Raw genomic sequence first — 13,327 nt, forward strand, 5'->3', positions numbered from 1 at the left:
TCTGTTTGCCGTGCGGGAGGCTGTTCCCCGGTGACTAGAACGCAGTTTCGAACCGTGCTAGCGTTTGTTGCATGAGATTCAACGGGGGAGCGCCGCTGTCGTGGTCGCGGCTGGAACGCATTCTCTCCGGCCGCCCCGGCCCGGAGCCGGTGCCGGTAGGACACACCGGCACTCCCGCGGGCGGCGCGTACGGCGAAGTGGGGGCAGCGTCCCCGCCGCCGCGCGAGCGACGCTTATCGACGGTCCCGTTCGCGGAGCTGCACGCCGTGAGCTCCTATAGCTTCCTCGGCGGGGCGAGTGAGCCGGAGGACCTTGTCGCCAGAGCGGTCGAGCTGGGTTTAGATGCCGTCGGCCTGCTGGACCGGGACGGATTTTACGGTGCGGTGAAGTTCGCTGAGGCCGCAGCGGCGGCGGGGCTGGACACCGTCTTCGGGGCGGAGCTGACCTTGGGCGACAAGATTTTGCCCGTGATCGCGCGTAGGCCTGAGGGGTACAAGCGGCTGTCGCACCTGATGGCGGATGCGCACATGGCCACACGCGAAAAGGACAAGGTGGCCTACCCGCCGCTGGAGCTCATCGGCGACCGGCTGGGCGGTACGTGCGTGGTGCTCGCCGGGTGGCAGTGGGTGGATGAAATCGATCACCTTATCGACGCCTTCGGTGCGGCCAACGTAGTCCTGGAGTACGAAGTGTCCATGACCCCGGAAGACGCGGACCGGCACGCGGCGCTGGATCGGGTGTTAAACCGAGTGGAGCACCTGCCGGCCATTGTCACCGCCGCCCCCGCCGCGGCCACCCGGGACCAGGCTCGATTGGCCGCGGCGAAACGGGCACTGGCCCGGCGCGAGTCACTACGCCAGGCGCACGGGGACCTGCACCCGATGGGGGCGAACTGGCTGCGCTCCGGCGAACAGCTCGCGCGGATGTTGCCCGGCTGCGAGCCGAAGTTGGCCTACAGCGTGGAGCTTGCTCAAGCGTGCGCGTTCACCCTCGACCTGGTGGCGCCGGAGCTGCCGCGCTACCCCACGCCGGACGGGCGCAGCGAGATGGACCATTTGCGGGGGCTCACGCTGGCAAGTGCCCAGTTTAGGTATGCGGGGAGGGGGCCGGAGGTGCGTCGTCAAGCAATGGCCCAGATCCGCTACGAGCTGGAGGTGATCGAGGAACTGAACTTTCCCGGCTACTTCCTCATCGTCTACGACCTGGTGGATTTCTGCGCGCGCGAGAACATCATGTGCCAGGGGCGCGGCTCGGCGGCGAACTCGGCGGTGTGCTTCGCGCTGGGCATCACCAACGTGGAGCCGATCGAGGCGGGGCTGCTGTTCGAGCGGTTCTTGTCGCCCGACCGCGACGGCCCGCCCGACATCGACTTGGACATCGAATCCGGCCGGCGCGAGGAGGTCATCCAGTACGTATACAACCGCTACGGGCGCGACAACGCGGCGCAGGTGGCCAACGTGATCACATACCGGACGAAGGGCGCGGTGCGCGACGCGGCGCGGGCGCTCGGGTTCGCCCAGGGCGCGGCCGATAGTTGGGCGAAGGGGATGACGGAGGTGCCGGATGCCGTGGAGAAGCTGGCGGCCCAGTTCAAAGGCCAACCCCGGCACCTGGGCATCCACTCCGGCGGCATGGTGATCTGCGACCGCCCCATCGCCGACGTGGTGCCCGTGGAGTGGGCGCGCATGGAACACCGCTCGGTGGTGCAGTGGGACAAGGACGACTGCGCCTCGGCCGGCCTGGTCAAGTTCGACCTGCTCGGCCTGGGCATGCTGGAGGCGCTGCACCACATGGTGGACCTGGTGGAGGAGACCACCGGCCGCACGGTGCACCTGTGGGAGCTGCCGCTGGACGACGCCCGCGTGTACGACATGCTCTGCCGCGCCGATTCCGTCGGCGTGTTCCAGGTGGAATCCCGCGCGCAGATGGGCACCCTGCCCCGGCTGAAACCGCGCCGGTTTTTCGACCTCGTGGTGGAGGTCGCCCTGATCCGCCCGGGCCCGATCCAGGGCGGCTCGGTGCATCCGTACCTGCGGCGCCGCGACGGCCTGGAGCCGGTGACCTACGACCACCCTGTGCTCGAGCGCGCCCTAGGCAAAACGCTGGGCATCCCGCTGTTTCAGGAGCAGCTCATGCAGATCTGCGTCGACGCCGCCGGGTTTTCCGGGAGGGAGGCTGATGCGTTGCGGCGGGCGATGGGCTCGAAGCGTTCACCTGCGAAAATGGCGGCGTTGAAGTCGCGCTTTTTCGAAGGGTGCTGGCGCACCAACGAGATTGGTTCGGACGTCGCCGAAGGGCTGTGGCAGAAGATCGTCGCCTTCGCCGCCTACGGGTTCCCGGAGTCGCACTCCCAGTCGTTCGCCTCCCTGGTGTACTTCTCCGCGTGGTTTAAGCGCCATTACCCGGCGCAGTTTTGCGTGGGGCTGCTGCGCGCGCAGCCGATGGGGTTCTACTCCCCGCAGTCCCTCATCCAGGACGCACGCCGGCACGGGGTGGAAGTGCTGCCGGTGAATGTGAACGAGTCCGGGTGCGAGGCGCGGTGCGTGGATTCCTCCACAATCCGCGTCGGCTTAAACCTGGTGCGGGGCTTAGGCAAAGACGCGGCGTTGCGTGTGGAGGAGGCCGCCCCGTTTGCGGATATCGCGGACCTATCGCGCCGGGCCGACCTGTCCGTGGAGCACGTCGAGGCGTTGGCCCGGGCGGGGGCGCTGGACTGCTTCGGGGTGACCCGTAGACAGGCGCTGTGGCAGGCGGGCGTGGCCGCCACCGAGCGTGAGGGGATGCTGCCCGGGTTGTCGTCCGTGGTGGCACCGTCGCTTCCCGGCATGAACCCGTTCGAGCTGATGGCCGCCGACGTTGCGGCCACCGGTGTCACCCCCGGGCTGATGCCGGTGGAGATGGTGCGCTCGGCACTGTCGGCGCAGGGGGTGGTGCCGGCGTCAGAGCTGCTGCACGGGGTCGAAGACGGCACCCGCGTGCGCGTGGCCGGCGTGGTCACGCACCGCCAGCACCCGCAAACCGCAGGCGGGGTGACCTTTTTGGGCATGGAGGACGAAACAGGTCTGATCAACGTGGTCATCTCCGTTGGGTTGTGGAACAAGCAGCGGGTCTTGGCGCGCACCGCCAAGGCACTGGTGGTGCGCGGGGTTGTGCAGAACGCCTCCGGGGCTGTCTCCGTGGTGGCGGACCGGCTGGAGCCGCTGGCGATGGGGGAGCTGCTCTCGCGCGGGTCCCGGGACTTCCGGTGACGGTGACCTCTCGCACTTGGGCCCAGAAACCAGGCAGGATGCTTACTCCAGGGTGCTTACCGAGGCAGGACGCTTACTCCTAAACGCTTATTGCTCGAGTGGACGCCAACCCCGCCGAAGATCGGATGTCGAAGAGTAAGCATCCTGGGGTAAGCATCTGGGCGGGTAAGCATCCTGCAGTAAGCATCTGCAGCCAGGGCCGCGACAGCCCAGGCTGGTAGCGTAATCGCCATGTCAGATGCGATCCAGCCCCTGCCCACCTCGGTGGAGCAGATGCACAAGGTCTCACCGAAGCTGATGTGGCCGAAGTTTGTGGGCAACACCATCTGGATGCTCATCGTCTGCGGCGGGTTGTACCTGTGTTACCGGGAGTGGGGTTGGGGCTTTCTCATCCCGCTGGGTGCCTTTGCCGTCTTTTTCATCTGGCGGTTCTTCCTCATCCCGTTCCAGGTGCGCAACATGGGCTGGCTGGAAACGGACGCTGAGCTGGTGCTGAGCAAAGGCAAGATGTTCCACACCATCACGGTGATCCCGTACGGGCGCATCCAGTTCGTGGATGTGGAGTCTGGACCGGTCTCCCGCTCGCTCGGCCTGAAAGAGCTCAAGGTGCACACGGCGTCGAGCTCGTCGGACTCAAATCTTCCGGGCCTGCTCGCCGACGACGCCGATGCGTTGCGCGACCGTCTCGCTGTCAAAGCCCGCGAGCGGATGAGCGGGCTGTGAGCCGCCTGCACACCACCCCCGGTATGGAGGGGTACCGTCAGGTTCACCGTCTGACGCCGTTGCTTCGCGTCTGGACGTTCGCCCTGGCACTCGCCACCATCGCCCTGTTCAACTTCACCATGCCCATCTACCACTGGGCGCAGCGGGAGAACGTCGGCGTAAGCGACATCGCGTGGGCGGCCGGCGGGGTGGTGGCGGCGCTGGCGGTGATCTTCGCCGTCTCTCAAATCTGGTGGCGCCGCAGCGGCTTCAAAATTGGCGAGGATGAGGTGGAGGTGCGCCGCGGCGTGCTGACCAACCAGGTGCGCGCCGCGCGGTTTGACCGTATTCAGGCCGTTGACGTGATCGAGTCGTTCGCGCCGCGCCTGTTCGGCCTGGCGTCCGTGCGCATTGAAGCCGCCGGGAACTCCCAATCCGCCATCGACATCACCTACCTGCCGCACGATGAGGCGGAGGAGGTTCGCGCGCAACTGCTGCGCCGCATCGGCGGTGCGCAGAAGCAGTTGCCTATCGACGCCACCTTCGGCCCCCACCTCGTCCCTCCCGTCCCCATCCACAGATCGCTGATCGGCACCGCCTTGCAAATGTCCACGCTGTTTACCATCGCGTGGGCGGTCGTGCCGATCTGGACGGATCTGTCCGCAGCCGCGATCATCCCGGTTGTGGTGGGGTTCTTGCCCCGGATCTGGCGCACCATCGACCAATCCTGGCGCTTTACCTGCACCAAGGAAGGCGAGATGTTCCACCTCACGTACGGGTTGGCCAACCGGCGTCGACAAGCGGTGCCCCGCAGCCGCATCCACGCCGTGCAGCTGCGCCAGCCCATTTTTTGGCGGCTCTTCGGCTGGTGGACGGTGTCCGTCCTGGTGGCCGGCTACGGCTCGGAGCGCAACCAGGCGACAGGGACGTCGAAACTGCTGCCGGTGGGGACGTGGGAGCAGGCCATGGCGGTGGCAGACGCGATCGGGCCACTGACCGGCAGCGACCTGACGGACCTTTCTACGGCCGACTACTGCTCGCCGCGCAACGCGCGGTGGATCTCGCCGATCGACTGGAAGCGCCAGACGGTCAAGGTGCGCGATGGCGCCGTGGCGGTCACCGCGGGCCGGTTGGGCCGCTGGTACCAGATGGTGGAGACCCCGCACATCCAGGAGCTGGCTTTCGAGCAGGGGCCGTTGCAACGCTCGCTGGGCCTGGCCAACGTGGACCTTGATTTGGTCCCGGGTCCGTTCAGCGTTTCACTGCGCGATGTGGGGGAGGGCCAGGCGCGGGAGATCGTCGATAAGCTTCGTGCCCGCAAGCTCCCGCCGATGCAGGTGACGGACCCGCTGTCAGACCCCGCCGACGAAGCCGAGCTGGCGCCACGCCTCGTAAACGGCGACTGACGCGGAGTTGGTCAGGTTCATGCTGCGCCGCGCCGGCAGCATGGGTATGCGCACCTGGCGGGTGATGCGCGGGTGCTCAAGGTGTGCCTCGGGAATGCCGTTGGCCTCGTTGCCGAACAGCAGCGCGTCCCCGTCCTGGTAGGCCACCTCGTGGAAGTGGTGCTCGGTGTGCGCGGTGAACGCAAAGATGCGGGAATCTGGGATGGCGTCGAAGCAGGCGTCGATGTCTGGGTGGATGAGCACATCGGCCAAATCGTGGTAGTCCAAGCCCGCGCGCTTGAGGTGCTTGTCGTCGAAGTTGAAGCCCAACGGCTCAACGAAATGCAGCTGCGCCCCGGTGTTCGCGGCGAGGCGGATGGCGGCGCCTGCGTTACCGCCGATGGCCGGGTTGTCGTAGATCAGGTGGAGCACGCCCAACAGTCTAGGATTGGGGCCGTGACTGCGATCAAACTGGACGGAAAACTCTACCGCGAGGAGATTTTCGCGGACCTGAAGCAGCGTGTTGCCCGCCTCAAGGAGGAATACGGCATCACCCCGGGCCTGGCCACCGTGCTTGTGGGGGAGGACCCGGCCAGCCAGAACTACGTGCGCATGAAGCACAAGGACTGCGAGGAGCTGGGGATCGCGTCCATTATGAAGGAGCTGCCGGGCGACTGTACGCAGGAAGAGCTGGAGCAGCTCATCGGCGAGCTCAACGAGGACCCGGCCGTCACCGGCTACATCGTCCAGCTGCCGCTGCCGAAGCACCTGGACGAAAACCGGGTACTGGAACTTATCGACCCGGATAAGGACGCTGACGGCCTCCACCCGGTCAACCTGGGCAAGCTGGTGCTGAACGAGCCCGCACCGCTGCCCTGCACCCCGAACGGCTCCATCAAACTGCTGGAGCGCTTCGGCGTGGATCTGGACGGGGCGATCGTGTGCGTCATCGGCCGCGGCGTCACGGTAGGCCGCCCGATCTCGCTCATGCTCACCTCCCGCAACGTCAATGCGACCGCCGTGCTGTGCCACACGGGGACGAAGGACCTCACCGCCGAGACCCGCCGCGCCGACGTGATCATCGCCGCCGCGGGTAAGCCGCACATGATTACCGCCGACATGATCAAGGAGGGTGCGGCGCTTCTCGACGTCGGCGTGTCCCGCGTCGACGGAAAAACCGTCGGCGACCTGCACCCGGACGTGTGGGAAAAGGCGGGCTGGGTCTCGCCGAACCCGGGCGGCGTGGGCCCGATGACGCGCACGTTCTTGGTACGCAACATCGTGGAAAGCGCAGAACGCCAGGCCGGGATCGGCCAGGACGCCAGCTAGGGCGCGCCGGTTTGGCCAGCAGCAGGATTCAGCCGCCTGGGGACGACCGGTTGAGCGACCGTTTGAGTACAGAGCTTCCGGACAGGCTCACGCTGGATAACCCTCACGACCGCGGCGCCGTCGCCTCACCGCTGCCGGTGGTGGTGCAGCGCGTGATGATTGGGCTGTTTGTGGCGGGGTTTGTGCTCTCGGGCGTCTACGCCGCCACGGAGCACTGGCGCCGCGCCACGTTCACGCTCGGCACGGCCTTGCTGTGGCTGACCGTGATGCGCCTGACCTGCGATTCGAAGGTGATCGGTCTGGTGGCGGTGCGCTCGAGGCGCTTCGACGCGCTGTTTACCACCGCTCTCGGCGCGGCCATGTTGTGGCTGTCCTGGTCGGTGGACGCCCTAGGGTCGTAGCGTCAAGTGTTCACATTGAATTCACCGAAAAGATGTTGCCGGGACACATAAATTCCGTAATGTGCCCGAGCGAATGTGGACAGTGGCGCAAAAACTAAAGCGAACGACGTAGCGCAGGTGGCTCTGCGCGGGGTGCGCAGGGAGTTCGCGGACGGCACTGGTCTCCACGAAACCTCATTGGACATCGCGAAAGGCGAGTTCGTCTCCATCCTCGGGCCCTCCGGCTGCGGCAAGTCCACCCTGCTGCGCTGCATCGCGGGCCTGGAAACCCCGGACGCGGGCGTGATCGAGTTCGCCGGCCGCGAGGTCTTCGGCCCTTTGGTCAACGTGCCGGTGAACAAACGCAACCTATCCATGGTGTTCCAGGACCTCGCGCTGTGGCCGCACATGACCGTGGCTAAAAACGTCGAGTTCCCGCTGACCACCGGCAAGAAGAAGGTAGCCAAGGCCGAGCGCGAGGAGCGCGTAGCCCGTGCGATGGACATGGTGGGCATCAGCGCGAAGGCCGAGCAGCGCCCGAACGAGCTCTCCGGCGGTCAGCAGCAGCGCGTCGCCATCGCGCGTGCTTTGGTGTCCGACCCGGAGCTGTTGCTTATGGACGAGCCCCTGTCTGCCCTCGACGCAGCCCTGCGCACCCAGATCCGCTCGGAGCTGACCCGCCTGGCCTACGAGCTCAACCTCACCGTCATTTACGTCACACACGACCAGTCCGAGGCGCTGGCCATGTCGGACCGCGTTGCGGTGATGCACGCCGGCAACCGGTGGTCGGGCCGTACTCGCTCGGTGCGCTCATCGTTTTCATCAAGGCCGCGGGCGAATTCGGCACCCCGGTCACCCTCGGCGTATTGGCGTGGGCGGTGCAGCAGTGGGCCGGTCGCGGGGTATTTGCATCCGGCGGGCGGGTGTCGAGGGCGGTCAACCTTCGGCCGTCGAGAAGCATGATGGCCTTTGCCTGGATCTACACCGCGATCGTGTTCGTACTCTGTGTGTTCATCCCCTACATCTCGATCATTTTTGGCGGCGATGACCATCCTGCGCTCCAAGCCGCCGAAACTGGATAACCTCACGCTCGACTACTTCCAGAACGTTTTGACCATGCTGTCCGGCCAGGAGGCGCTGACACGCTCTATCGTGCTCGGCGCGATCGGTGCGACCACCGCCGTAATCCTAGCGCTGGCGGTGACGGTGTTTACCATGCGCAGCCGCCGCTGGCCCGCGCGCTTTTCCGACTTCTTGTCCGTCGCTCCGGACACCGTGCCTGGCATCGTGCTGGCCATTGGCTTCATCCTGCTGTGGAACTCTCCGAAGCTGCCATTTACCCCTTACGGCTCGCAGCTGATCCTCGTGATGGCGTTTACGGTGCTGTTCGTGCCCATGGCGGTGCACAACATCAAGACCTCCGCCGCCGCCATGCCGCCGACGATGTCTGAAGCCTCCGCTGTCGCCGGCGCGTCATCCTGGCAGACCTTTACCCGCGTCACCCTGCCCATGCTTGCGCCGGGAATCTTCGCCGGCTGGCTGCTCGCGTTTTTCGTGGGCATCCGCGAGCTGGTCATGTCCTCGCTGATCCGGCCGACGCGCATCAACCTGCTCGCACCGTGGATTCTGAACCAGTTTGAGCAGGGCCACCGCGCCGAGGCCATGGCGATGACGCTCATCGGTGTGGGCACCTCCACCGCCGTGCTCGTGCTGATCCGGTGGTGGCAGGGGCGTAGCACGTCAGTTCGGTAGCTACACGCTGCGGGTCGGCGGGCTTCAAGACCTAAGTGTTAGATGTCTTTGCCTCTGCCTGAAACAGTTTTATCCTAACTTAGCCACTTATAGTATGCACAGCTTGCAGTAAAGATATTCTAAGTATTACCCCCAATTACCCCCTATTCTTAAGTTCTATTCACCTCTAAAGTGCATGTTCATATTCATATGCCACGGGGAAACGCCAAGCTCAAACGACATAAATCTTCCGATTTGACGCGTCCCCCACCAGGCTAGGGGCGCCCTTTGTCCTTGCAGACATATAGCGGGGATAGTACGTGCACATAAGTTGACTCACGACTACACAGCTTTGCTCGCACTGTATGGCAACTTCGCTTTAACGCCTTCGACTACTTGCCTTTATGTTTGGCCTTCTTTTTCATAGCACGGATCTGAAATTTCCGTTGTGCTTCTTCGCGCCGAGCGATCTGCGAAGCTTTCTTCTTGTTTGCGTTAGCTAGTTCGAAATTTAACTTTGTTGCTTCTTGGGCTTTCGAGGACACCCCTGAAGTCTTACGTTGTTCCTTATTGACTTTCCGCTGTAGGCGTTTGGGATTTCCTCGCTGTGGCTCTTCAATAGTGCCAGGTATAGGTACGGAGCAATGAGCACGTTTGACTAGGGAAGAACCATTGACGAGTAGCCACTCATATAGTTCGGCATTATTAGGTTCTGGGCCGAAAACTACTCGGACGGCGCGGAGTTGGTTGTTACTGGAAGTCTCGTAAACTCCGCACCAAAATTGTCCATCATGATAAAGGGTGAATTGAGCAGGCATAGTTGTCTCCAGGTACGCTAAAGCGGACCTGACGACGCCGGATTCTTTAACTCTCATGAGAGCAAGAGTTAAAGCGACGGATAGCACTGGTTAGTGCTATCGCTCAGACTTCCTACTGAGACTGTGCGTTTCGCGCATCAGGATCTTACGGGGGATAACGCTAACACACCCTAGGGGCAGAGAACGCAGCCAACCGATGTCATGAAAAGTCATTTGTGGCGGGAATGAATACCTAAGCCGGAGAAGAGACAGTGGGTGCCCAGTGTGGGAGTATTGCGAAACTGTAGCGCGCGCATTAACCTAAAAGTGACAGCACAGTTCACCTTTGAATTGCGTCTGCACAATAAAAAGGCCCCAACGAGTGGCTACTCGTTGAGACCCTCGGGCCTTAAAGACCCACGTGAAGCATCACTGCAATGAGCTTCACTGTTACGGTCGCAAGTGTTATGACCTTGATTGCCACATCGAGCCAGCTAAGCTTCCGTGGCGTCAAGGTCTTTTCTTTTGCGACCGGGTGTATTCAATGAGTGTTTACCCATTGTCTACCTCCCTTTGCGTCGTAGGGTTGTCCGCTCGCCCGAAAAGGGCGCGCGGGACGACCCACGTCACGCGCGGGCCTTACCGCGCACCGACGAGGAAGTCACGCCCACACCCCACCACAAGTAGTGGGGCATGATTGTGAACCAGAATCGTCCGCAAGCGCTTCACCGATGCCACATATGGGGAGGTCGCGCGGTTTTTCACGCGCGGGCTCGAGTTGTTCGACACGGTGGTGTTCATCGCTGGCAACCACGACGTGCACCACGACCTCACTGGGATTATCCCGTGCGGCGTGATCGTCGCAAGGCAAGAGCCCCAGACCATCCGGGCGGGTGGGTGGGCGCTGCACACCGCCGCGGTGGAGGTGGACCGAGACCCGCGCCGGCTCGTCCCCGAGTTCCCGGCGCCGGTGGAAGAAGCCCCGAACCTGGGCCTTTTGCATACCTCCGTCACCGGTGAATATTCCAACAACTCGTGCCTGCCGTGCACCCGCGACGAGCTTGCCGCCTGCGGTTACGGCGCGTGGCTGCTCGGGCATGTACACAAACGCATCACGCTTTCCGACGCCCCGTTTGCCGGCTGGGTCGGCATGGACAGGTCCTACCTGGCCACCGCGGACGGTGAAAAGGTGCGGGTAGCGGACCTTTAGATATCGTAGGCGCCGCGCTCGGCGGCAACTTCTCGTGCGGACGGTGTCTCCCGGGTCAAGGTAATGAAGTTGCGCAGGATCCGGTCCATCTGGCGGGCCTCCACCAAAAACGCGTCGTGGCCCACGGGGGAGGACAGCTTCGCCATGGCGAGCAGGGTGCCCAGGTTGCGGGAGAGGTGTTCCTGCTGGTGATACGGGTACAAGATGTCGGTGTCCACGCCCACGATCATGGTGGGCACGGTGGAGGACGCCAGCGCCTTGTTCAGCCCGCCGCGGCCGCGCCCCACGTCGTGGCGGTTCAACGCCTCAGTGAGGGTGACGTAGCAGGCGGCGTCGAAACGCTCGGTGAGCTTTTTGCCCTGGTGCTCGAGGTAGGACTGGACCGCGAAGCGCTGGCCGTCGTCCCGGAAGGGGCCGAGCGGGTTTTCGCCGGGCTGGGCGGAGGTACCGAAGCGCTCGTCGATCTCCAGCTCGCCCCGGTAGGTCAGGTGCGCGATGCGCCGCGCCGCAGCCAAGCCGGCATCGGGTGAACGGCCAGTGCCGTGGTAATCCCCGCCCTGCCAATCGGGGTCGTGGGTGATCGACGTGATCTGGGCGGACTGGATACCGATCTGCCAGGCGCTTGCGCGGGCCGACACAGCCAGCACAAGCGCGTAGTCAACTTGCTCGGGATAGAGCAGCGTCCACTCGAGCGTGCGTGCGCCGCCCATCGAGCCGCCGATGATCGCATGGACGCGGCTGATGCCCAGTTGCTGCAAAAACGCCCGTTCGGCGTGCACCATGTCGCGCATGGTGATCGCCGGGAACCTCGAGCCCCACACGCCGCCGTCTGGGTGGTCGCTGGCTGGTCCGGTGGAGCCGTAGCAGGAACCCAGCGCGTTGGTGCAGATGACGCACCACTCGTCGGTGTCGAGCGCCTTGCCGGGACCGATAGCCTCGCACCACCATTCGGAGGCGTCCGAGTCGCCGGTGAGCGCGTGCTCGACGACCAGGATGTTGTTCTTGCCGTCGAGGTCGCCGCGCGGAACGCCCCAACGTCGATAGGCAATGTGCGCATCCTGGATCACCGCGCCAGCCTCGGTGTGCAGATCGCCGATGGCGATGGTGGCCAGCTCGCCTTCCGCAGCCAGCATTTAGACCGCCGCGAAGCCGCGCTCGAGGTCGGCGATGATGTCGTCGATATCCTCGATGCCCACGGACAAGCGCACGGTGGCCTGTGTGATGCCGGCGCGCGCAAGGCCCGCGGCATCCGACTGCGAGTGCGTCGTGGAGGCGGGGTGAACCACCAGGGAGCGGACGTCGCCGATGTTGGCCAGGTTGGAGTGCAGCTTCAGTGCGTCGATGAACTTCCACGCAGCGGCCCGGTCGTCCGCATCGCCCGCGATATCGAAGCTGAGCACCGAACCGGTGTACTTCAACCCCAGCTTCTCCTGCGTGGCCTTGTACGGCGAGCTCTCCAGGCCGGCGTAGTTGACCTTGGCCACCTTGTCGTGGGCGTTCAGGAACTCAGCGACCTTCTTCGCGTTCGCGTTGTGCTTTTCGACGCGCAACGCCAACGTATCGATACCCTGCAGTGCCACCCAGGCATTGAACGGGGAAATCGCGGCGCCAGTGTCACGCAGCACACCGGCGCGGGCGCGCAACGCGAAGGCGGGCGCGCCGAGGTCCGCGTACTTCAGGCCGTGGTACGCCGGATCGGGGACGGTAAACAGCGGGAAGACATCCTCGCCGTCGCGCTGAACGGTCCAGTCGAACGTGCCGCCGTCGACGATCGCGCCACCGATGGCCGCGCCGTTGCCGGTGTAGAACTTCGTGGTGGAAATGACCACGATGTCCGCCCCCAGCTCCAGCGGGCGTACCAGGGCAGCGGTGGCCATGGTGTTGTCCACGATCAGCGGCACCTGGCTATTGTGGGCCACCTCCGCGACCGCCGGGATGTCTAGCACGTCCGCGATCGGGTTGCCGAAGGTCTCGCCGTAGAACGCCTTCGTGTTCGGCTTGACCGCGGCCTGCCAGCTTTCCGGGTCGTCCGGGTTGTCCACGAACGTGAAGTCGATGCCCAGCTTCGGCAGCGTGTGCTGGAAGAGCGTCTCGGTGCCGCCGTAAAGGCGCGGGGAGGTAACCACGTGGTCGCCCGCCTGCGCGAGGGTGAGAATCGCGGCGGTTTCCGCGGCCATGCCGGAGCCGAACGCGGTGGCTGCCACGCCGCCTTCCAGCGACGCGAGGCGGTCTTCCAGCGCCTGCTGCGTCGGGTTGGTCAGGCGGGTGTAGATCGGGCCCGCGTCCGAGAGATTGAAACGGTTCTCGGCGTGCTGCGCGTCGTCGAAGACGTAGCTGGTGGTCATGTAGATCGGCTGGTTGCGCGCGCCGTAATCCTGGTCCACCTGCTGGCCGGCGTGGATGGCGCGGGTGCCGAACGACCATTCGCTGGCGTTGGAGTTGTCGTACTTCTGCTTCGAGTTCGTCATGGCATGCAATGTAGTCCGCTTAGTCTGTCGTTGCGTACCAAGCGGTCTATTCGGGGTTGCTGCGCTGTGCGTTTGGA

The 13,327-nt window shown here is 64.4% G+C and carries 12 protein-coding genes; 8 read left to right on the top strand and 4 right to left on the bottom strand.

Annotation, left to right across the window (positions count from 1 at the left end):
• The first annotated feature begins 71 nt into the window (after positions 1-71).
• The 3 genes from HMA55_RS02680 (at position 72) to HMA55_RS02690 (ending at position 5,356) form a co-directional block, all read left to right on the top strand.
• Positions 72-3,248 (top strand): error-prone DNA polymerase, encoded by a 3,177-nt coding sequence (locus tag HMA55_RS02680; RefSeq protein WP_181191518.1) that lies wholly within the window; start codon positions 72-74, stop codon positions 3,246-3,248.
• 231 nt (positions 3,249-3,479) lie between these two features.
• Complete coding sequence (locus tag HMA55_RS02685) at positions 3,480-3,971, top strand: PH domain-containing protein (RefSeq protein ID WP_235961588.1); 492 nt, start codon at positions 3,480-3,482, stop codon at positions 3,969-3,971.
• Entirely contained in the window at positions 3,968-5,356 is a 1,389-nt protein-coding gene (locus tag HMA55_RS02690) for a PH domain-containing protein (protein WP_181191519.1), read from the top strand. Before HMA55_RS02685 ends, HMA55_RS02690 begins: the two co-directional genes overlap by 4 nt.
• Here HMA55_RS02690 and HMA55_RS02695 read toward each other — a convergent pair.
• A complete protein-coding gene (locus HMA55_RS02695; RefSeq protein ID WP_181191520.1) occupies positions 5,303-5,773 on the bottom strand; it encodes a tRNA (cytidine(34)-2'-O)-methyltransferase in 471 nt (156 codons plus the stop codon). The two genes, HMA55_RS02690 and HMA55_RS02695, sit on opposite strands and share 54 nt — an antisense overlap.
• Positions 5,774-5,791: 18 nt before the next feature.
• Here HMA55_RS02695 and HMA55_RS02700 point away from each other — a divergent pair, with 18 nt between their 5' ends.
• The 4 genes from HMA55_RS02700 (at position 5,792) to HMA55_RS02715 (ending at position 8,796) form a co-directional block, all read left to right on the top strand.
• A complete protein-coding gene (locus HMA55_RS02700; RefSeq protein WP_181191521.1) occupies positions 5,792-6,664 on the top strand; it encodes a bifunctional methylenetetrahydrofolate dehydrogenase/methenyltetrahydrofolate cyclohydrolase in 873 nt (290 codons plus the stop codon).
• Between the two features lie 62 nt (positions 6,665-6,726).
• Entirely contained in the window at positions 6,727-7,065 is a 339-nt protein-coding gene (locus HMA55_RS02705) for a DUF3017 domain-containing protein (protein ID WP_181191522.1), read from the top strand.
• A gap of 117 nt (positions 7,066-7,182) precedes the next feature.
• Positions 7,183-8,007 carry an ABC transporter ATP-binding protein gene (locus HMA55_RS02710; protein WP_257802619.1) on the top strand — a complete coding sequence of 275 codons (825 nt, stop codon included), beginning with the start codon at positions 7,183-7,185 and terminating at the stop codon, positions 8,005-8,007.
• A gap of 81 nt (positions 8,008-8,088) precedes the next feature.
• Complete coding sequence (locus HMA55_RS02715) at positions 8,089-8,796, top strand: ABC transporter permease (RefSeq protein ID WP_235961590.1); 708 nt, start codon at positions 8,089-8,091, stop codon at positions 8,794-8,796.
• A gap of 371 nt (positions 8,797-9,167) precedes the next feature.
• On the opposite strand, the gene HMA55_RS02720 is transcribed toward HMA55_RS02715, so the two are convergent.
• Positions 9,168-9,593 carry a YjdF family protein gene (locus HMA55_RS02720; RefSeq protein ID WP_235961591.1) on the bottom strand — a complete coding sequence of 142 codons (426 nt, stop codon included), beginning with the start codon at positions 9,591-9,593 and terminating at the stop codon, positions 9,168-9,170.
• A 769-nt stretch (positions 9,594-10,362) separates the two neighbouring features.
• On the opposite strand from HMA55_RS02720, the gene HMA55_RS02725 reads away from it, so the two are divergent.
• On the top strand, positions 10,363-10,782 hold the full coding sequence (locus tag HMA55_RS02725) for a metallophosphoesterase family protein (protein ID WP_181191524.1): 420 nt from the start codon (positions 10,363-10,365) through the stop codon (positions 10,780-10,782).
• Here HMA55_RS02725 and metX read toward each other — a convergent pair.
• A complete protein-coding gene (gene metX, locus HMA55_RS02730) occupies positions 10,779-11,915 on the bottom strand; it encodes a homoserine O-acetyltransferase MetX (protein ID WP_181191525.1) in 1,137 nt (378 codons plus the stop codon). The two genes, HMA55_RS02725 and metX, sit on opposite strands and share 4 nt — an antisense overlap.
• Positions 11,916-13,250, bottom strand: coding sequence for an O-acetylhomoserine/O-acetylserine sulfhydrylase (locus tag HMA55_RS02735; RefSeq protein ID WP_181191526.1), 1,335 nt, complete (start codon positions 13,248-13,250; stop codon positions 11,916-11,918).
• Positions 13,251-13,327 lie beyond the last annotated feature (77 nt).

Source organism: Corynebacterium wankanglinii (assembly GCF_013601005.1).
Classification (GTDB): Bacteria; Actinomycetota; Actinomycetes; order Mycobacteriales; family Mycobacteriaceae; genus Corynebacterium; species Corynebacterium wankanglinii.

Bases quoted from the DNA above. Each gene is read 5' to 3' on its own strand.
- HMA55_RS02680 (WP_181191518.1), top strand. From the start codon at position 72: ATGAGATTCAACGGGGGAGCGCCGCTGTCGTGGTCGCGGCTGGAACGC.
- HMA55_RS02685 (WP_235961588.1), top strand. From the start codon at position 3,480: ATGTCAGATGCGATCCAGCCCCTGCCCACCTCGGTGGAGCAGATGCAC.
- HMA55_RS02715 (WP_235961590.1), top strand. From the start codon at position 8,089: ATGACCATCCTGCGCTCCAAGCCGCCGAAACTGGATAACCTCACGCTC.
- HMA55_RS02720 (WP_235961591.1), bottom strand. From the start codon at position 9,593: ATGCCTGCTCAATTCACCCTTTATCATGATGGACAATTTTGGTGCGGA.
- metX (WP_181191525.1), bottom strand. From the start codon at position 11,915: ATGCTGGCTGCGGAAGGCGAGCTGGCCACCATCGCCATCGGCGATCTG.
- HMA55_RS02735 (WP_181191526.1), bottom strand. From the start codon at position 13,250: ATGACGAACTCGAAGCAGAAGTACGACAACTCCAACGCCAGCGAATGG.